The sequence below is a fragment of the Pseudomonas fluorescens group sp. PF-69 genome, assembly GCF_054481235.1.
The window spans coordinates 2,204,009-2,222,505 of record NZ_JBTMNC010000001.1; the positions used below are offsets into that span (position 1 = coordinate 2,204,009).

The window sequence follows — 18,497 nt, forward strand, 5'->3', positions numbered from 1 at the left end:
GAGGGCGTACTTTTCGCCAGCAATCTGGTTCCTACAGGAATAACGCGACGACATATCCGTTTACGACATCGCGCGAAATAGCTTTTGCCATTGTCAGTGGCTTGTAGCTGACAGCTTGCCGCTGCGTATGCCAAAACGCGCCATCCTTGTAGGGCAATCCCTACCCTCAACCTTCCATCCGTCTGAGGCGATTCTCTCCTGCACCCCGATTTGCGTGGTCCCCAGCGTCCACTAGGCTTAGTCCACAGCAGTCATCAACAACAAAGGTGTGGGTATGAGCCAGGTCGATTCAAGTGCAGGGGCCAATGATGTTCTGGTCAGCTTTCGTGGAGTGCAGAAGAGCTACGACGGCGAGAACCTGATCGTCAAAGACCTCAACCTGGATATTCGCAAAGGCGAATTCCTCACCTTGCTCGGGCCATCCGGTTCCGGCAAGACCACCAGCCTGATGATGCTTGCCGGTTTCGAAACGCCGACCGCCGGTGAGATCCTCCTGGCCGGTCGCGCCATCAATAACGTGCCGCCGCACAAACGCGACATCGGCATGGTGTTCCAGAACTACGCGTTGTTCCCGCACATGACGGTCGCCGAGAACCTGGCGTTCCCGCTGACGGTGCGTGGCATGAACAAGAGCGATGTCGGCGACAAGGTCAAGCGTGTACTGAGCATGGTGCAACTCGATGCCTTCGCTCAGCGTTACCCGGGACAACTGTCCGGTGGTCAGCAGCAACGTGTGGCATTGGCCCGCGCACTGGTGTTCGAGCCGCAACTGGTGCTGATGGACGAACCCCTCGGCGCGCTCGACAAGCAGTTGCGTGAACACATGCAGATGGAAATCAAACACCTGCACCAGCGTCTGGGCGTGACCGTGGTCTACGTGACCCACGACCAGGGCGAAGCCCTGACCATGTCTGACCGCGTGGCGGTGTTCCATCAGGGTGAAATCCAGCAGATCGCGCCACCGCGCACGCTCTACGAAGAGCCGAAAAACACCTTCGTCGCCAACTTCATCGGCGAGAACAACCGTCTCAATGGCCGTTTGCACAGCCAGACCGGCGACCGCTGCGTGGTGGAACTGGGACGTGGTGAAAAAGTTGAAGCGCTGGCGGTGAATGTCGGCAGGACCGGTGAACCCGTCACCCTGTCGATTCGTCCGGAGCGCGTGAGCCTCAATGGCTCCAGCGAGTCTTGCGTCAACCGCTTCTCGGGAAGGGTGGCGGAATTCATCTATCTGGGCGACCACGTCCGGGTTCGCCTTGAAGTCTGTGGCAAGACCGACTTCTTCGTGAAACAACCGATTGCCGAGCTCGATCCCGGGCTGGCGGTCGGCGATGTGGTACCGCTTGGCTGGCAGGTCGAACACGTACGCGCGCTCGATCCACTTGGGGACGCTCTCAATTAGTTTCCACACCGCGCCGGGCCTGCTGTTGTGCAGGGCAAGGCGCGAGAAGCGAGGTTTGGTCATTCCAAATAAGCTTCGAGCAACGCAGCCCTGCACAACAGCAGGCCCGGCCCTTCGGGTTGTGCCTTGAAGCGGGCCAGGCTGCGTTGCAGGCCTTGGAAAGGGAATGACCATTCCCGGCGGCCTGCGCCTTACCTGGCCCGCTTTAAGGCGACAACGCGGAGGGGAAACTAATCGAGAGCGTCCCCAGAGGCGAACTGATCGCCCCGGCAATACCAACACCAACCCTGCACGTGGAGAGAACAATAAATGTTGAGATCCCTGAAATTCACCGCTCTGGCACTGGGCATGATGGGGGCAGCGAGCGCAATGGCCGCTGGCCCTGACCTGACCGTGGTGTCCTTTGGCGGCGCGAACAAGGCAGCGCAGGTCAAAGCTTTCTATGCACCGTGGGAAGCGGCAGGCAACGGCAAGATCGTGGCAGGCGAGTACAACGGTGAAATGGCCAAGGTCAAGGCCATGGTCGACACCAAGAGCGTGTCCTGGGATCTGGTGGAAGTAGAGTCGCCAGAACTGTCCCGTGGTTGTGACGAAGACATGTTCGAGCCGCTTGATCCGAAGTTGTTCGGCAAGACCGAAGACTACGTCAAAGGCGCGATCCAGCCGTGCGGCGTGGGTTTCTTCGTATGGTCGACCGTGCTGGCCTACAACGCCGACAAGCTGAAAACCGCACCGACCAGCTGGAAGGACTTCTGGGACACCAAGCAATTCCCGGGCAAGCGTGGCCTGCGTAAAGGCGCCAAGTACACCCTGGAATTCGCTCTGATGGCCGACGGCGTTGCGCCGAAAGACGTCTACAAAGTGCTGGCCAGCAAAGACGGCCAGGACCGTGCGTTCAAGAAGCTCGATGAGCTCAAGCCAAGCATTCAATGGTGGGAAGCCGGCGCTCAACCGCCGCAATACCTCGCTTCCGGCGACGTGGTCATGAGCTCGGCCTACAACGGTCGTATCGCTGCCGTGCAGAAAGAAAGCAACCTGAAAGTCGTGTGGAACGGCGGTATCTACGACTTCGACGCATGGGCCATTCCAAAAGGTCTGGACAAGGCGCGGGCGGAAGCGGCGAAGAAATTCATCGCCTTCTCCGTACAGCCACCGCAGCAGAAGATCTACTCGGAAAACATCGCCTACGGCCCGGCCAACACCCAAGCCGTACCGTTGCTGGCCAAGGATGTCCTGAAAGACATGCCGACCACCCCGGAAAACATCGCCAACCAGGTGCAGATCGACGTCAGCTTCTGGGCTGACAACGGGGAGCAACTGGAACAGCGCTTCAATTCCTGGGCCGCGAAGTAAGCAAACCCCGTGGTTTGAACGCCGCAATCCTTGTGGGAGCGAGCTTGCTCGCGAGAGCAGTGGGTCAGTCAACATTGATGTTGAATGTTATGTCCCCATCGCGAGCAAGCTCGCTCCCACAGGTTGTTTGTATGCCTCTGTAACGATCAAAGATTTCCGGAGTACGCCATGGCTATCGCCGTTCCCCTGAACGCGGGCACTGATCCCACCTTGAAGCAACGGCTCAAGCACGCCGAGCGGGTCAACCGCTGGAAGGCCCAGGCCTTGATCGCGCCGCTGGTGCTGTTTCTGTTGCTGGTGTTCCTGGTGCCGATCGTGGCGCTGCTCTACAAAAGTGTCGGTAACCCGGAAGTGGTCGGCGGCATGCCGCGCACCGTGACGGCTATCGCCAGTTGGGACGGCCGTGGCCTGCCCGCTGAACCGGTGTACAAGGCCGCCAGCGAGGACCTTGCTGAAGCCCGCAAGAATCAGACCTTGGGCGACCTGTCCAAGCGCTTGAACATGGAGTTGGCCGGCTATCGCAGCCTGTTGACCAAAACCGCGCGCGCCTTGCCGTTCGCCACCGAGCCGACCTCTTATAAAGAAGCGCTGGAAGGTCTCGACGAGCGTTGGGGCGACCCGGCCTATTGGCAAGCCGTACGCCGTAACACCAGCAGCATCACGCCTTACTACTTGCTGGCCGCCGTCGATCACCGTATCGATGACCTCGGCGAACTGGCCCCCGCCACCCCGGATCAGGCCATCTACCTCGACATCTTCGCCCGGACTTTCTGGATGGGCCTGGTCATCACCGTGATCTGTCTGGTACTGGCCTATCCATTGGCCTACCTGCTGGCGAACCTGCCATCGCGTCAAAGCAACCTGCTGATGATTCTGGTGCTGCTGCCGTTCTGGACCTCGATCCTGGTGCGGGTCGCGGCGTGGATCGTGCTGCTGCAGTCGGGTGGCCTGATCAACAGCGGCCTGATGGCCCTGGGCATCATCGATAAGCCGCTGGAGCTGGTGTTCAACCGCACCGGGGTCTACATCTCGATGGTGCACATCCTGCTGCCGTTCATGATTCTGCCGATCTACAGCGTGATGAAAGGCATCTCGCCGACCTACATGCGTGCGGCGATTTCCCTCGGTTGCCATCCATTCGCAAGCTTCTGGCGGGTGTACTTCCCGCAGACCTATGCCGGTGTCGGCGCCGGTTGCCTGTTGGTGTTCATCATCGCCATCGGCTACTACATCACCCCGGCGTTGTTGGGCAGCCCGAACGATCAGATGGTCAGCTACTTCGTCGCCTTCTACACCAACACCAGCATCAACTGGGGCATGGCGACCGCACTGGGCGGGCTGCTTCTGCTGGCAACGGTCGTGCTTTATCTGATTTACAGCTGGCTGGTAGGCGCCAGTCGCCTGCGCCTGAGCTAAGGGGAGAACGAAATGCTGAGTCCTTATATGTCGCCCATTGAGCGGGTGTGGTTCTACAGTTTGCGGATTCTCTGCGGCCTGATTCTGTTGTTCCTGATCTTGCCGGTACTGGTGATCATTCCGCTGTCGTTCAACTCCGGCAGTTTCCTGGTCTACCCGCTGCAGGGCTTCTCGCTGCAGTGGTACCACGATTTCTTCGCTTCGGCGGAGTGGATGCGCGCGCTGAAGAACAGCATCATCGTCGCCCCGGCGGCCACGGTGCTGGCGATGGTCTTCGGTACGCTGGCGGCCATTGGCCTGACCCGTGGCGACTTCCCCGGCAAGGCGCTGGTCATGGCGCTGGTGATTTCGCCGATGGTGGTGCCGGTGGTGATCATCGGTGTGGCCAGCTACCTGTTCTTTGCGCCGCTGGGCCTGGGTAACAGCTTCTTCTCGTTGATCGTGGTGCACGCGGTACTGGGCGTGCCGTTCGTGATCATCACCGTGTCGGCGACGTTGCAGGGGTTTAACCAAAACCTGGTGCGCGCCGCTGCCAGCCTCGGTGCTTCGCCGCTGACGGCGTTCCGGCGGGTAACCTTGCCGCTGATCGCTCCGGGTGTGATTTCCGGTGCATTGTTCGCCTTCGCCACCTCGTTCGACGAAGTCGTGGTGACGCTGTTCCTCGCCGGCCCAGAGCAAGCGACCTTGCCACGGCAGATGTTCAGCGGGATCCGCGAAAACCTCAGCCCGACGATTGCCGCTGCGGCGACTTTGCTGGTCGCTTTCTCGGTGATCCTGTTGCTGACCCTGGAATGGTTGCGTGGGCGTAGCGAGAAACTGCGTACTGCGCAGGCCTGACGCTCGACTAACTGTAGGAGCGAGCCTGCTCGCGATGAACGTCAACGATAACGCGGGAAACCTGACATCCCGCGACGTTCTCAGGTTCATCGCGAGCAGGCTCGCTCCTACAGGTGTTTTCAGTGGTTCTCGGGCTCGTCGGTCATTCACGACCTGAATACCAGACAACCCCAAATCCCCAGCTACGCTTGTGCCCAGCTCCCCTACCTATAAGAGGCTGCGCACATGAGTCTTTCCTCTTTCAAAATTGCTCACAAACTGATCACCGGTGCCGGAGCCATCGAGCAACTGGCGGCTGAGTTGACGCGTCTGGACATCGACAACCCGCTGATCGTCACCGACGCCGCCCTGGTCAAATCCGGCACGGTGGAACTGGCGCTGGCGCAGTTGGGGGAGCGTACGTACGAAATCTTCGACCGGGTTCTGCCGGACCCGGAAATCGCCATCGTCGAAGACTGCATGCGGGTCTACCGCGATGGCGGGCATGACGGCTTGATCGGTCTGGGCGGCGGCAGCGCCATCGACATCGCCAAGAGCGTAGCGGCGTATGCCGGTTATCACGGCGCGCTGGAGGATCTGTTCGGCATCGACCTGGTGCCGCGTAAAGGGCCGCCGCTGATCGCCATCCCGACCACGGCCGGTACCGGCTCGGAAGTCACCAATGTAGCGATCCTCTCCGACAAGGTCGCGCAGTTGAAGAAAGGCATCATCAGTGACTACCTGTTGCCAGACGTTGCGCTGGTCAGCCCGCAGATGACCCTGACGTGTCCCCGCAGTGTCACAGCGGCCAGTGGTGTCGATGCGCTGGTGCATGCCATCGAGTCCTATCTGTCACTGAATGCGTCAGCGATAACCGATTCCCTGGCCATCGGCGCCATCAAACTGATTGTCCGGGCGCTGCCCAAGGCCTATGCCAATCCGTCCAACCTGCAGGCCCGCGAAGACATGGCTACCGCCAGCCTGATGGCCGGCATGGCCTTTGGTAATGCCGGTGTCGGTGCGGTCCATGCGCTGGCGTATCCGCTGGGCGCGCGTTACAACATTGCCCACGGCGTCAGCAACGCCTTGCTGCTGCCCCATGTCATGCACTGGAACAAGATGGCCTGCTTCGAGCGCATGCAGGACATTGCCGAGGCCATGGGGGTGAAGACCGCTCATCTGAGCGTCACGCAGGCGGCCGATAAAGCGGTGGAAGCCATGACCGAGCTGTGCGCGGCGGTGGAAATCCCCTCAGACCTGCGCAGCTTCGGGGTTCCCGAGGAGGCCATTGCGACCATGGCCGTGGAAGCGGCGGGGATCGAGCGCCTGATGCGCAATAATCCGCGCAAACTGAGTGCGGCCGATATCGAGAAGATCTACCGCGCGGCTTACTAGGCATAACCCAATCATCGCGGTCACGGTGCGCGCGTCAAAGCATGAGGTATACAATGCGCGCCATCGTGATTCTGCTCAGAAAAGGTGCGTCATGCAGCCCTTCGTAATTGCTCCGTCGATTCTCTCCGCCGACTTCGCCCGCCTGGGTGAAGAAGTAGACAATGTCCTGGCCGCTGGCGCCGACTTCGTGCACTTCGATGTCATGGACAACCATTACGTGCCAAACCTGACCATCGGCCCGATGGTGTGCTCGGCACTGCGCAAGTACGGCGTGACCGCGCCGATCGACGCGCATCTGATGGTCAGTCCGGTGGACCGCATCGTCGGTGACTTCATCGAAGCGGGCGCGACCTACATCACCTTCCACCCGGAAGCCACGCAGCACATCGACCGTTCCTTGCAACTGATCCGTGAAGGCGGCTGCAAATCGGGCCTGGTGTTCAACCCCGCGACCCCGCTGGACGTGCTCAAGTACGTGATGGACAAGGTCGACATGATCCTGCTGATGAGCGTCAACCCGGGCTTCGGCGGGCAGAAGTTCATCCCCGGCACCCTCGACAAGCTGCGCGAAGCGCGGGCGCTGATCGATGCTTCCGGTCGCGACATCCGCCTGGAGATCGACGGTGGTGTGAACGTGAACAACATCCGTGAAATCGCTGCGGCCGGCGCCGACACTTTCGTCGCCGGTTCGGCCATTTTCAACGCGCCGAACTATCAGGAAGTGATCGAGAAGATGCGTTCCGAACTGGCGCTGGCTCGTCCATGAGCGGTTTTGAGCAGCTGTTCCCGGGAAGCCTGCCAAGGTTGGTGATGTTCGATCTGGACGGCACGCTGATCGATTCGGTCCCTGACCTCGCAGCGGCTGTGGATAACATGCTGCTCAAACTCGGCCGTCAACCCGCGGGTATCGAATCGGTGCGGGAGTGGGTGGGTAACGGTGTCCAGATGCTGGTGCGCCGGGCCCTGGCCAACAACATCGACGCCGAAGGTATCGATGAGGCCGAAGCCGAACATGCCCTTGAGCTGTTCAACGGCTTCTATGAAGATGGTCACAAATTGACCATGGTTTACCCCGGTGTACGCGATACCCTGAAGTGGCTGCACAAACAGGGTGTCGAGATGGCGCTGATCACTAACAAGCCGGAACGCTTCGTCGCGCCGCTGCTTGATCAGATGAAGATCGGTCGGTATTTCCGCCTGATCATCGGCGGCGACACCCTGCCGCAGAAAAAACCGGACCCGGCCGCACTGTTTTTCGTGATGAAAATGACCAATGTCCCGGCTTCGCAGTCCTTGTTCGTCGGCGATTCGCGCAGTGATGTGCTGGCGGCGAAAGCGGCGGGGGTCAAGTGCGTGGCCCTGAGCTACGGCTATAACCATGGTCGTCCGATCGCCGAAGAATCGCCGACACTGGTGATTGACGATCTGCGCAAGCTAATTCCCGGTTGCCTGGATCCGGCGGCTGAGATAACGTTGCCCGACGCTGTTCAATCCCCTCCTGGAAACTCCATCGTGGTGGTCACTCGCAAACTCTGGATGAAAGTCATCAAGGCCCTGGCCCGCTGGCGTTGGCGCGCCTGACTTTTCCCTGGCCGGTTACCCGGCGCGTTTGCATACCTGACTGTTAGACCCTCAAGCCACGAGGCACCTCATGATCCGCGAAGAATTCCTGCGTTTGGCCGCTGCCGGCTACAACCGCATCCCGCTTGCCTGCGAAACCCTGGCCGACTTCGACACGCCGCTGTCGATCTACCTGAAACTGGCCGATGAACCCAATTCCTACCTGCTGGAGTCGGTACAGGGCGGGGAGAAGTGGGGCCGTTACTCGATCATCGGCCTGCCATGCCGCACCGTACTGCGGGTTCACGACCATCACGTCAGTGTGACCGTCGATGGCGTCGAGACTGAAAGTCACGACGTGGAAGACCCGCTGGCCTTCGTCGAAACCTTCAAGGCCCGCTATAACGTACCGACCATCGCCGGTCTGCCGCGTTTCAACGGCGGCCTGGTGGGTTACTTCGGCTACGACTGCGTGCGTTATGTGGAGAAGCGTCTGGGCAAATGCCCGAACCCGGATCCGCTGGGTGTCCCGGACATCCTGCTGATGGTCTCCGACGCGGTGGTGGTGTTCGACAACCTCGCCGGCAAGATGCACGCCATCGTCCTGGCCGACCCGGCACAGGAAGACGCCTTTGAACAGGGGCGTGCACGCCTGGAAGAACTGCTGGAAAAACTGCGGCAGCCAATCACCCCGCGCCGTGGCCTGGACTTCAGCAAGCAGCAATCGGCCGATCCGGTGTTCCGCTCCAGTTTTACCCAGGATGATTACGAAAAAGCCGTCGACACCATCAAGGAATACATCCTGGCTGGCGACTGCATGCAGGTTGTACCGTCCCAGCGCATGTCGATTGACTTCAAGGCTGCACCCATCGACCTGTACCGCGCGCTGCGCTGCTTCAACCCGACGCCTTACATGTACTTCTTCAATTTCGGCGACTTCCACGTCGTCGGCAGTTCGCCGGAAGTGCTGGTGCGGGTCGAAGACAATCTGATCACGGTGCGCCCGATTGCCGGCACCCGCCCGCGCGGGGCCACCGAAGAAGCCGATCTGGCGCTGGAAAAAGACCTGCTGTCCGACGACAAGGAGATCGCCGAGCACTTGATGCTGATCGACCTGGGTCGTAACGACACCGGTCGGGTCTCGGAAATCGGTTCGGTGAAACTCACCGAGAAGATGGTCATCGAGCGTTATTCCAACGTGATGCACATCGTGTCCAACGTCACCGGGCAATTGAAGGCCGGGCTGACGGCGATGGACGCCTTGCGGGCAATCCTGCCGGCGGGCACTTTGTCGGGCGCACCGAAGATTCGCGCGATGGAAATCATCGACGAGCTGGAACCGGTCAAGCGTGGTGTCTACGGCGGTGCCGTCGGCTACTTCGCCTGGAACGGCAACATGGACACCGCCATTGCAATCCGCACGGCGGTGATCAAGAACGGCGAGCTGCATGTGCAGGCCGGTGGCGGCATCGTCGCCGACTCGGTGCCGGCGCTGGAATGGGAAGAAACCCTGAACAAGCGCCGCGCGATGTTCCGCGCCGTTGCCCTGGCTGAACAAACTCCAGAAAGCTGACCCATGGACTGACCCGTATGCCGGCCGCCTCGACCGATCGAGCGCAGGCCGCAGCGGGTGGTTTATCCGAAGGCTGCATTAGAAGTCAGTGAATTCAAGAGGTTCTTAACGCCATGTTGCTGATGATCGATAACTACGACTCTTTTACCTACAACGTTGTGCAATACCTGGGTGAGCTGGGCGCCGAGGTCAAAGTCGTGCGCAACGATGAACTCACCATTGCTGAAATCGAAGCCCTCAACCCTGAGCGCATCGTGGTGTCTCCCGGTCCATGCACCCCGACCGAAGCCGGCATTTCGATTGAAGCGATCAAGCACTTCGCCGGCAAACTGCCGATCCTCGGCGTGTGCCTGGGCCATCAGTCCATCGGCCAGGCCTTTGGCGGCGATGTGGTCCGTGCCCGCCAGGTCATGCACGGCAAGACCAGCCCGGTTTTCCACGAAGACAAAGGCGTGTTCGAGGGGCTGAATCATCCGCTGACGGTCACCCGCTATCATTCCTTGATCGTTAAGCGTGAAACGCTGCCCGATTGCCTGGAACTGACCGCCTGGACTCAGCTCGAAGACGGTTCGGTGGACGAGATCATGGGGCTGCGCCACAAGACCCTGAATATTGAGGGTGTGCAGTTTCACCCGGAGTCTATCCTCACCGAACAGGGTCACGAACTGTTCGCGAATTTCCTCAAACAAACCGGCGGCACGCGCTAAGGACTTTTCATGAATATCAAGACTGCCCTGAGCCGTATCGTCGAGCAACTCGACCTCAGCACCGATGAGATGCGCGATGTGATGCGCGAAATCATGACCGGACAATGCACGGACGCGCAGATCGGCGCGTTCATGATGGCCATGCGCATGAAGAGTGAAAGCATCGATGAAATCGTTGGTGCCGTGTCAGTCATGCGTGAGCTGGCTGACAAGGTCGAGCTCAAGACACTCGACGGTGTAGTCGATGTGGTCGGTACCGGCGGCGACGGCGCCAACATCTTCAACGTGTCGACCGCCGCCGCCTTCGTGGTTTCGGCGGCCGGTTGCACCGTGGCCAAGCACGGTAACCGTGCGGTTTCGGGCAAGAGCGGCAGTGCCGATTTGCTGGAAGCCGCCGGTATCTACCTGAACCTGACGCCGGTCCAGGTGGCGCGTTGTATCGACAACGTTGGTATTGGTTTCATGTTTGCCCAGACTCATCACTCTGCGATGAAATACGCCGCGAGTCCGCGTCGTGACCTGGGCCTGCGTACGCTGTTCAATATGCTCGGCCCGCTTACGAATCCGGCCGGTGTGAAGCATCAAGTGGTCGGCGTATTCACTCAGGCGCTATGCCGGCCTTTGGCTGAAGTGTTGCAGCGTCTGGGCAGCAAGCATGTGCTGGTGGTGCATTCGAAGGATGGCCTGGACGAGTTCAGTCTGGCCGCGCCGACCTATGTGGCGGAGCTCAAGAATGACCAGATCACCGAGTATTGGGTCGAACCGGAAGATCTGGGCATGAAGAGCCAGAGCCTGCATGGCCTGGCGGTGGATAGCCCGGCGGCGTCCCTTGAGCTGATCCGCGATGCGCTGGGCAAGCGCAAGACCGAAAACGGTCAGAAAGCGGCTGAGATGATCATGCTCAATGCAGGTGCCGCGTTGTACGCCGCCGACCATGCCAGCAGTTTGAAAGAGGGGGTTGCCCTGGCGCACGATGCGCTGCACACCGGTCTCGCTCGGGAAAAACTCGAGGAGCTGGGTGCATTTACCGCGGTATTCAAAGTGGAGAATGAGGGATGAGTGTACCGACGGTTCTGGAAAACATTCTGGCGCGCAAGGTCGAGGAAGTTGCCGAGCGCAGTGCTCGCGTGAGCCTCGCCGAGCTGGAAAACCTGGCCAAGGCGGCCGATGCACCCCGTGGTTTTGCCAAGGCTTTGCTGGCTCAGGCCAAGCTGAAACAGCCGGCGGTCATCGCTGAAATCAAAAAAGCCTCGCCGAGCAAAGGCGTGATTCGGGAGAACTTCGTTCCCGCCGCTATCGCCAGGAGCTACGAGAAAGGCGGCGCCACCTGCCTGTCAGTGCTCACCGATATCGACTATTTCCAGGGCGCTGATGAGTACCTGCAGCAGGCACGTGCCGCGTGCAAACTGCCGGTGATTCGCAAGGATTTCATGATCGATCCATACCAGATCGTCGAGGCTCGTGCGCTGGGCGCGGACTGCGTGCTGTTGATTGTCTCCGCTTTGGACGATGTGAAAATGGCCGAGCTGGCGTCGGTGGCGAAAAGCGTCGGCCTTGATGTTCTGGTGGAAGTTCACGATGGCGACGAGCTGGAGCGGGCCTTGAAAACCCTCGACACGCCGCTGGTTGGCGTGAACAACCGCAACCTGCACACTTTTGATGTCAGCCTGGAAACCACCCTCGACCTGTTGCCGCGGATCCCGCGCGATCGTCTGGTGATCACCGAGAGCGGCATCCTCAACCGTGCCGACGTCGAACTGATGGAAATCAGCGACGTTTACGCGTTCCTGGTCGGCGAAGCATTCATGCGTGCCGAAAGCCCGGGTACCGAACTGCAGCGCCTGTTCTTTCCGGAGCGTGGCATTCCTGTCAGCGGTTCTACTCTCGACTGATCACCCGCAGATCGAGTCGACCCTATCGCGAGCAGGCTCGCTCCCACATTGAATGTCTGGTGTTGGCAGAATTTTTGTGGGAGCGAGCCTGCTCGCGATAGTGGCATAAGAAACACCACAGACTTGATGTCCTACGGAATACCTTATGACCTCACTTGTTTCCTTGACCATCGAAGCCGGCCTGCAAGCCGAACAGGATTTGTTGGCGTCGGTCTGCGCCGGCGCCTCGGAGTTCGGCCTGCTGTTCTGGCAACCGAGTGATCGCGCATTGGTCATGCCGCGCCGCTTGAATCGTCTGCCCGGTTTCCAGCACGCCTGCGAAGTTTCTGCCGCCGCCGGCTGGCCAGTGCTGTTGCGCGAAACCGGCGGTGAACCTGTGCCGCAATCGGCATCGACGATCAACATCGCACTGGTCTACGCACCACCACGCAGTGAGGGGGATCTGAACCGCATCGAATCCGGTTACCGTCGGCTGTGCGACCCGATCTGTCAGTTGCTGGATGAACTGGGCGGTACGTCGTCGCTTGGGGAAATCGAAGGCGCATTCTGCGACGGTCGTTTCAACGTCAACCTCGACGGCCGCAAGATGGTCGGCACGGCCCAGCGGTGGCGCCAGAGCCAGGGTGGCCAGCGCCCGGTGGGGCTGGTGCACGGAGCTATGCTGCTGGAGAACGAGCGTGAATCGATGGTTGCCGCAGTCAACTGCTTCAACGAGGCCTGCAGTCTGGAGCAGCGAGTACGCGCCGAAAGCCATATCGCTTTGCATGAAAAGTTTACGGCACCAGACGCGCTGGAGCGTCTCGATGAACTCTATCGACAAATGCTGACGCAGATGTTCAGCGCTTAGCGTGTACCGAAGACCACCATGGTCTTGCCTTTGACGTCCACGAGATTGCGTTCTTCCAGGTCCTTGAGCACGCGGCCGACCATCTCACGGGAACACCCGACAATCCTTCCGATTTCCTGACGGGTCACTTTGATCTGCATACCGTCCGGGTGGGTCATCGCATCGGGCTGTTTGCACAACTCCAACAGGCAGCGGGCGACACGCCCGGTGACGTCGAAGAACGCCAGGTCGCCGACCTTGCGAGTCGTGTTACGCAAACGTTGTGCGATTTGTCCGCTTAGCACGTAAAGAATGTCTGGATCTTGCTGGGACAATTCGCGGAATTTCGCGTAGCTGATTTCCGCGACTTCGCATTCGACCTTGGCGCGTACCCAGGCGCTGCGCTGCTGTTCCAGGCCTGCTTGTTCAAACAGACCCAGCTCACCGAAAAAGTCCCCGCCGTTCAGGTAGGCGATGATCATTTCCCGGCCATCGTCATCCTCGATCAGGATGGTGACCGAGCCTTTAATAATGAAAAACAGGGTTTCCGAGCGGTCACCGGCACAAATGATATTGCTCTTGGCCTGGTAGCGACGACGCTGGCAATGCATCAACAATTTGTCGAGGTTTTTGATCTTGGGGGGTGGGGCAATCGCAACCATGGTTGTATCCCGAAAAAACTGCACGGTGTATTTGGTTTTTTATGCATCGCGAAGCCGCGGCAACCTGGCTTGCGCCAGCGAATTGGCGCCAGCTTAACAGACGCTTCCTGCAATATTCGAGAATTTACCTACAGCTCAGGAGGTTATGTCCTAGGAAGGCGAGCGCTGTCAATCACGGGGCCTGTGCTAAGCTGGCTACCCTTTTTATACAGTGGAGTCTTGGCGATGAAGGCACGCATCCAATGGGCTGGCGAAGCCATGTTCCTCGGCGAATCCGGTAGTGGTCATGTCGTGGTCATGGACGGCCCGCCCGATGCTGGCGGTCGTAACCTGGGTGTTCGGCCGATGGAGATGCTCCTGCTGGGCGTTGGCGGTTGCAGCAATTTCGACGTGGTCAGTATCCTCAAGAAGTCCCGTCAGGCCGTCGAGAGTTGCGAAGCCTTCCTCGAGGCTGAGCGTGCGACCGAAGATCCAAAGGTTTTCACCAAGATCCACATGCACTTTGTGGTCAAGGGCCGCGGCCTGAAAGAAGCCCAGGTCAAGCGTGCCATCGAGCTGTCTGCCGAGAAGTATTGCTCGGCCTCGATCATGCTCGGTTCGGCCGGTGTCGAGATTACCCACGACTACGAAATCATCGAACTCGGTTGAATCGACATTCAACTATCATAAAAGCAGTGCAGACTCTGGCGATCCCAAGCCGACGTCTGCATAATGCGCCACTTTTTTCAGGGTAGTGGCCAGTCCTCCGACAGGCCGCGCACCCGAACAGACAACCAAAATCGCCATCGCGAAGAGGTGTTAACCGTCCTACGCAGGTGCGTCCTTCGCATCTGACGGGCATGCTTGATCACGCGGCCGGGCCGCAATACATAGAGAGTTTTTAACGGTGAAAAGCAAACTCAAGCTCCACGGGTTCAATAACCTGACAAAGACCTTGAGCTTCAACATCTATGACATCTGCTACGCGGAAACCCCGCAAGACCAACAGGCTTACGTTGAGTACATCAATAAAGAGTACAACGCCAAGCGCCTGACGCAGATCCTCACAGAGGTTGTCGATATCATTGGTGCCAACATCCTGAACATCGCCAGTCAGGACTATGAGCCGCAGGGCGCCAGCGTCACGATTCTGATCTCTGAAGAACCGGTGACCCCGACTGACAGCCAGATCGAAGAATCTCCGGGGCCGTTGCCCGAAATTATCCTGGCCCACCTCGACAAGAGCCACATCACGGTGCACACCTACCCGGAAATCCATCCGGTCGACGGCATTGCAACCTTCCGTGTGGATATCGACGTGTCGACATGCGGGGTCATTTCACCGCTTAAAGCGCTCAACTTCCTGATTCATCAGTTCGATTCGGACATCGTGACAGTGGATTACCGTGTGCGTGGTTTCACCCGCGACGTTGAAGGCAAAAAGCACTTCATCGACCACGAAATCAATTCGATTCAGAACTACCTTTCCGACGATACCCGCGACGCGTACCAGATGACCGACGTGAACGTGTATCAGGAAAACCTGTTTCACACCAAAATGTTGCTGAAGAACTTCGAACTGGATAATTACCTGTTCGGTGACGCCACCAGCAATCTGTCCTCTGAGCAGCGTGCCCAGGTGACCGACCGTGTGAAACACGAAATGCTCGAAATTTTCTACGCGCGCAATATGTCGAGCTAAGACCACCGAGCACAAAAAGGCGACTACCTTGCGGCAGTCGCCTTTTTTATTGCTGGCGCGGGCGCCTGTCAAAAACGGAGTCAGATCCGATAAGTACTCTTGGTCATGACCTTGGCCAACAAGCTCATGCCGAACTTCACTGGCGCCGGAAAGCGGAAACCACCCGCCTCCCGCGCACTCTCGGCATGTTGTTCTTCATCAAGGCGCATCTGCTCAAGGATCGCCCGGGACTTTTCATCTTCGGCTGGCAGTTGCTCAAGGTGTTCGTTCAAATGCTTGCACACCTGATCTTCGGTCGCTGCAACGAACCCCAGGCTGACTTTGTCGCTGATCAACCCGGCGACCGCACCAATCCCGAACGACATGCCGTAAAACAGCGGATTAAGAATGCTGGTATGGCTACCCAGCTGATGAATGCGCTGCTCGCACCAGACCAGATGGTCGATTTCTTCTTCAGCGGCATGCTCCATGGCGGCACGCACTTTCGGCAGCTTGGCGGTCAGGGCCTGACCCTGGTACAGCGCCTGGGCGCAAACTTCACCGGTGTGGTTGATGCGCATCAGGCCGGCAACGTGCCGAGTGTCTTCATCGCTCATCTTCGCATCCGGCTGCACGATGGCAGGCGACGGACGGTACGGCTGACCACTGAAGGGCAGCAAAGTACGCATTGCGGCATCGGCTTGCAGCAGAAGGCGGTCAATTGGCGAGTAGTGACGCTGGGTAGTCATGCTGACCTCCGGGGGGAATCTCGGCGGCCAGTTTAACTCAATCGGCCGTGGAAGGTTTGCGCTGGGTCATTGTGAGGCTGGGGTTGTGACAATGCTGTGATGCCTTTGTGGGAGCGAGCCTGCTCGCGAAGAGGCGCTGACATCCAACGCCTGTATTGGCTGCCACGGCGGCTTCGCGAGCAAACTCGCTCCTGCAGGTTTTACGAAATCAGCCCGGCGGCCAGTGCATCTGACGCTGACCCAGCACGTGCATGTGAATGTGGTAGACGGTCTGGCCACCCAGTTCATTGCAGTTCATGACGACGCGGAAGCCGTCTTCGCAACCCAATTCCTTGGCCAGGCGCTGGGCAGTGAACAGGATATGCCCGGCCAATGCCTTGTCGTCCTCGGTCAGGTCGTTCAGGGTGCGCACCGGTTTTTTCGGGATCACCAGAAAATGCACGGGCGCCTGTGGGGCGATGTCGTGGAAGGCCAGTACCTGGTCGTCCTCGTAAATGATCTTCGCCGGGATTTCCCGGTTGATGATCTTTGTGAACAGAGTATCCACAGCTGTTTTCTCCGTTGTTTGGGCTGGCCTGAGTGTACTCATGGGTTTTGCCCGAGCCCAGCGTTTTACCTTGCAGGTCGATCAGCGCGGGCAGTGAGCCTTGATGACCATGCCAGCGATTGTCCGGGTCAGCCACCGCGAGCCGAAGCGGGGCAGGGCAGCGAGCCAGCGGTTGCGTCGTCCCGGAATGATGATTGCGCGATTTTTCTCCAGGGCCCGCACGGTATAGAGTGCGACTTCTTCCGGACTCATCAGCAGTTTGCTGTTGGCCAGTTTGTCGGTGTTCAGTTGTGCGGTGCGGAAAAAGCCTGTGCGCGTCGGGCCAGGGCAGAGCACTGATACGTTGACGGCGCATTTTTTCAGCTCGACGCGCAGACCTTCGGAAAAATGCAGCACGTAAGCCTTGCTGGCGTAATACGTACTCATCCACGGACCGGGCTGGAACGCGGCAAGCGAGGCCACATTCAGAATTTGTCCACCGCCCTGCAGCGCCATGCTGTTGCCGATGGCATGGCACAGGCGAGTCAGGGCCAGGATGTTCACTTCGATCAGGTCCTGTTCAGTCATCCAGTCCTGGGCCAGGAATGGGCCGCAAGTGCCAATGCCGGCACAATTGACCAGCAAATCGATTTGCCGGTCGCCTTCCTCCAGTTCCAGCAGGAACCCGGATAGCCGCAGCGGCTCACCCAGGTCACAGGCACGGAACAACACTTCCACACCAAAACGTTGGGTCAGTTCAATCGCAATACTTTCCAGCTGATCACGCTGGCGGGCCACCAGAATCAGGCTGCGGCCACGCCGGGCCAGCGCTTCGGCCATCGCCAGGCCGATGCCGCTGGAAGCGCCAGTGATCAGAGCGTAACGGGTCATGCATTTCTCCATCGCAACAGCTCCACGCCGCGACGCAGGTGTCATGGGCGGGGAGCGCTGTTCATTCTTGCGCAGAGTCTACAGGGGGCAGGGCTTGTTCGGCTGCATCGTCGGTGGAATTTGGTGTCGGTTCTACCTCGACCTCGATCTCGTCGGTGGTGACCGAGGCGCTTTGGTAACTGTTTTCGAGGGTGTTTTCGTATGTGTCCTGAATGGCTGAGATACCGCCTGCCATTGCTCCGATGAGCATCAGGGCGATCAACACCAGCCATAACGAAGAAAGCACCTTGACCGCCGTGCTGTTGGGCGGCGGAGGTGCGCCATAGCGGTTGGCCACGCCGGCTCCCGGCAAGACTACTAACAGCAGCGGAAAGAAACTGCCCACGAACGGTACAAGGTTCAGCAACCATAGCCAGCCTGACCAGCCGACATCATGCAGGCGCTGAACGCTGATGAGGATGGTGGCGATAAGGAAAACCACGCACAGGATGAACGCCAGAATACCCCCGACGATCAGGCCAGCGGTCGAGTCGGTGCTGACGAGGGCCAGGCCGATCAGGGCAAATACGCTGACCACAGCGATCGTCACCAGGCTCAGCACCATTGACCATGCCAGAAACCGCAGGCGTCCGATGCGTCCCTCGACGCCGAACGGCTTGAGCGGCGCGTACTCAGGCACGCGCTCAGCGACGTCAGCCTGCGGTGGCGCGTAGGGGGAGTCGGGCTCTGTAGCGGCGGGCGCGTGATCACGGACATCGGAGAGATTCAGCTCGATCGCCGGTTCCGGCTCGAGGCGGGCATCTATGCCGGTGTTCTTGAGGGCTTGCAGGTAGGTCTGTGCGTCAATCCGTGACAGGTCACGTTTGAGTGTGACGGGTTGACCGCTGAACAAGAGTTCGACGGCAGCGACCTCGCTTTTGTATAGCGCGGCGAGATTGAGTTTGGCGGTGTTGATATCAACACCCGGCAGTAGCGTGCCGTCGAAGACGATTTTGAAACGGTGTTCGCTCATTGCCGAGGCATCCTTGTCGCGAGTGTTTTACTGGGGAATGCCGGATGGCCTGGTTTT

The 18,497-nt window shown here is 59.2% G+C and carries 19 protein-coding genes; 14 read left to right on the forward strand and 5 right to left on the reverse strand.

Annotation, left to right across the window (positions count from 1 at the left end):
- Positions 1-274: 274 nt before the first annotated feature.
- The 12 genes from ACX3YF_RS10080 to ACX3YF_RS10135 all read left to right on the forward strand — a co-directional run bounded on the left by ACX3YF_RS10080 (position 275) and on the right by ACX3YF_RS10135 (position 12,961).
- Positions 275-1,402, forward strand: a complete 1,128-nt coding sequence (locus tag ACX3YF_RS10080) for an ABC transporter ATP-binding protein (RefSeq protein ID WP_196585056.1) — start codon at positions 275-277, stop codon at positions 1,400-1,402.
- Positions 1,403-1,711: 309 nt separating this feature from the next.
- Positions 1,712-2,755 carry an ABC transporter substrate-binding protein gene (locus tag ACX3YF_RS10085; protein ID WP_196585055.1) on the forward strand — a complete coding sequence of 348 codons (1,044 nt, stop codon included), beginning with the start codon at positions 1,712-1,714 and terminating at the stop codon, positions 2,753-2,755.
- A gap of 168 nt (positions 2,756-2,923) precedes the next feature.
- On the forward strand, positions 2,924-4,171 hold the full coding sequence (locus tag ACX3YF_RS10090) for an ABC transporter permease (protein WP_196585054.1): 1,248 nt from the start codon (positions 2,924-2,926) through the stop codon (positions 4,169-4,171).
- Positions 4,172-4,183: 12 nt separating this feature from the next.
- Positions 4,184-5,008, forward strand: coding sequence for an ABC transporter permease (locus ACX3YF_RS10095; RefSeq protein WP_196585053.1), 825 nt, complete (start codon positions 4,184-4,186; stop codon positions 5,006-5,008).
- 225 nt (positions 5,009-5,233) lie between these two features.
- Positions 5,234-6,382, forward strand: coding sequence for an iron-containing alcohol dehydrogenase (locus ACX3YF_RS10100; RefSeq protein ID WP_196585052.1), 1,149 nt, complete (start codon positions 5,234-5,236; stop codon positions 6,380-6,382).
- Positions 6,383-6,473: 91 nt separating this feature from the next.
- Entirely contained in the window at positions 6,474-7,148 is a 675-nt protein-coding gene (gene rpe / locus ACX3YF_RS10105) for a ribulose-phosphate 3-epimerase (RefSeq protein ID WP_033044299.1), read from the forward strand.
- Complete coding sequence (locus ACX3YF_RS10110) at positions 7,145-7,963, forward strand: phosphoglycolate phosphatase (protein ID WP_458973702.1); 819 nt, start codon at positions 7,145-7,147, stop codon at positions 7,961-7,963. Before rpe ends, ACX3YF_RS10110 begins: the two co-directional genes overlap by 4 nt.
- A gap of 70 nt (positions 7,964-8,033) precedes the next feature.
- Positions 8,034-9,515, forward strand: coding sequence for an anthranilate synthase component I (gene trpE / locus ACX3YF_RS10115; RefSeq protein WP_090466780.1), 1,482 nt, complete (start codon positions 8,034-8,036; stop codon positions 9,513-9,515).
- Positions 9,516-9,628: 113 nt separating this feature from the next.
- Complete coding sequence (locus ACX3YF_RS10120) at positions 9,629-10,222, forward strand: aminodeoxychorismate/anthranilate synthase component II (RefSeq protein WP_130209558.1); 594 nt, start codon at positions 9,629-9,631, stop codon at positions 10,220-10,222.
- A gap of 9 nt (positions 10,223-10,231) precedes the next feature.
- A complete protein-coding gene (gene trpD, locus ACX3YF_RS10125) occupies positions 10,232-11,281 on the forward strand; it encodes an anthranilate phosphoribosyltransferase (protein WP_130209556.1) in 1,050 nt (349 codons plus the stop codon).
- Complete coding sequence (gene trpC / locus ACX3YF_RS10130; protein WP_130209554.1) at positions 11,278-12,114, forward strand: indole-3-glycerol phosphate synthase TrpC; 837 nt, start codon at positions 11,278-11,280, stop codon at positions 12,112-12,114. Before trpD ends, trpC begins: the two co-directional genes overlap by 4 nt.
- Positions 12,115-12,259: 145 nt before the next feature.
- Positions 12,260-12,961, forward strand: coding sequence for a lipoate--protein ligase family protein (locus ACX3YF_RS10135; RefSeq protein WP_288094819.1), 702 nt, complete (start codon positions 12,260-12,262; stop codon positions 12,959-12,961).
- Here ACX3YF_RS10135 and crp read toward each other — a convergent pair.
- On the reverse strand, positions 12,958-13,602 hold the full coding sequence (gene crp / locus ACX3YF_RS10140) for a cAMP-activated global transcriptional regulator CRP (protein WP_458944227.1): 645 nt from the start codon (positions 13,600-13,602) through the stop codon (positions 12,958-12,960). The genes ACX3YF_RS10135 and crp overlap by 4 nt on opposite strands.
- 225 nt (positions 13,603-13,827) lie before the next feature.
- Between crp and ACX3YF_RS10145 the strand changes: the two genes are divergently transcribed.
- Both ACX3YF_RS10145 and speD read left to right on the forward strand, forming a co-directional pair.
- Positions 13,828-14,250 (forward strand): OsmC family protein, encoded by a 423-nt coding sequence (locus ACX3YF_RS10145; protein WP_130209550.1) that lies wholly within the window; start codon positions 13,828-13,830, stop codon positions 14,248-14,250.
- 238 nt (positions 14,251-14,488) lie between these two features.
- Complete coding sequence (gene speD / locus ACX3YF_RS10150; protein WP_047534092.1) at positions 14,489-15,283, forward strand: adenosylmethionine decarboxylase; 795 nt, start codon at positions 14,489-14,491, stop codon at positions 15,281-15,283.
- Positions 15,284-15,363: 80 nt separating this feature from the next.
- Here the strand turns inward: speD and coq7 are convergent, their stop codons facing one another.
- From coq7 to ACX3YF_RS10170, 4 genes are all read right to left on the reverse strand, one after another.
- Positions 15,364-16,011: a 2-polyprenyl-3-methyl-6-methoxy-1,4-benzoquinone monooxygenase gene (coq7, locus tag ACX3YF_RS10155; protein WP_047534090.1), complete on the reverse strand. Its 648-nt coding sequence runs from the start codon at positions 16,009-16,011 to the stop codon at positions 15,364-15,366.
- 208 nt (positions 16,012-16,219) lie between these two features.
- Positions 16,220-16,558, reverse strand: a complete 339-nt coding sequence (locus ACX3YF_RS10160) for a histidine triad nucleotide-binding protein (RefSeq protein ID WP_047534088.1) — start codon at positions 16,556-16,558, stop codon at positions 16,220-16,222.
- Between the two features lie 81 nt (positions 16,559-16,639).
- Positions 16,640-17,428, reverse strand: coding sequence for an SDR family NAD(P)-dependent oxidoreductase (locus tag ACX3YF_RS10165; RefSeq protein ID WP_130209548.1), 789 nt, complete (start codon positions 17,426-17,428; stop codon positions 16,640-16,642).
- A gap of 61 nt (positions 17,429-17,489) precedes the next feature.
- Positions 17,490-18,440 carry a DUF805 domain-containing protein gene (locus ACX3YF_RS10170; RefSeq protein ID WP_458973703.1) on the reverse strand — a complete coding sequence of 317 codons (951 nt, stop codon included), beginning with the start codon at positions 18,438-18,440 and terminating at the stop codon, positions 17,490-17,492.
- Positions 18,441-18,497: the final 57 nt, after the last annotated feature.

Bases quoted from the DNA above. Each gene is read 5' to 3' on its own strand.
- ACX3YF_RS10165 (WP_130209548.1), bottom strand. From the start codon at position 17,428: ATGACCCGTTACGCTCTGATCACTGGCGCTTCCAGCGGCATCGGCCTG.
- rpe (WP_033044299.1), top strand. From the start codon at position 6,474: ATGCAGCCCTTCGTAATTGCTCCGTCGATTCTCTCCGCCGACTTCGCC.
- ACX3YF_RS10095 (WP_196585053.1), top strand. From the start codon at position 4,184: ATGCTGAGTCCTTATATGTCGCCCATTGAGCGGGTGTGGTTCTACAGT.
- ACX3YF_RS10135 (WP_288094819.1), top strand. From the start codon at position 12,260: ATGACCTCACTTGTTTCCTTGACCATCGAAGCCGGCCTGCAAGCCGAA.
- ACX3YF_RS10085 (WP_196585055.1), top strand. From the start codon at position 1,712: ATGTTGAGATCCCTGAAATTCACCGCTCTGGCACTGGGCATGATGGGG.
- ACX3YF_RS10100 (WP_196585052.1), top strand. From the start codon at position 5,234: ATGAGTCTTTCCTCTTTCAAAATTGCTCACAAACTGATCACCGGTGCC.
- coq7 (WP_047534090.1), bottom strand. From the start codon at position 16,011: ATGACTACCCAGCGTCACTACTCGCCAATTGACCGCCTTCTGCTGCAA.
- ACX3YF_RS10145 (WP_130209550.1), top strand. From the start codon at position 13,828: ATGAAGGCACGCATCCAATGGGCTGGCGAAGCCATGTTCCTCGGCGAA.
- trpE (WP_090466780.1), top strand. From the start codon at position 8,034: ATGATCCGCGAAGAATTCCTGCGTTTGGCCGCTGCCGGCTACAACCGC.
- crp (WP_458944227.1), bottom strand. From the start codon at position 13,602: ATGGTTGCGATTGCCCCACCCCCCAAGATCAAAAACCTCGACAAATTG.
- ACX3YF_RS10080 (WP_196585056.1), top strand. From the start codon at position 275: ATGAGCCAGGTCGATTCAAGTGCAGGGGCCAATGATGTTCTGGTCAGC.
- ACX3YF_RS10090 (WP_196585054.1), top strand. From the start codon at position 2,924: ATGGCTATCGCCGTTCCCCTGAACGCGGGCACTGATCCCACCTTGAAG.
- ACX3YF_RS10170 (WP_458973703.1), bottom strand. From the start codon at position 18,440: ATGAGCGAACACCGTTTCAAAATCGTCTTCGACGGCACGCTACTGCCG.
- trpC (WP_130209554.1), top strand. From the start codon at position 11,278: ATGAGTGTACCGACGGTTCTGGAAAACATTCTGGCGCGCAAGGTCGAG.
- ACX3YF_RS10120 (WP_130209558.1), top strand. From the start codon at position 9,629: ATGTTGCTGATGATCGATAACTACGACTCTTTTACCTACAACGTTGTG.
- trpD (WP_130209556.1), top strand. From the start codon at position 10,232: ATGAATATCAAGACTGCCCTGAGCCGTATCGTCGAGCAACTCGACCTC.
- ACX3YF_RS10110 (WP_458973702.1), top strand. From the start codon at position 7,145: ATGAGCGGTTTTGAGCAGCTGTTCCCGGGAAGCCTGCCAAGGTTGGTG.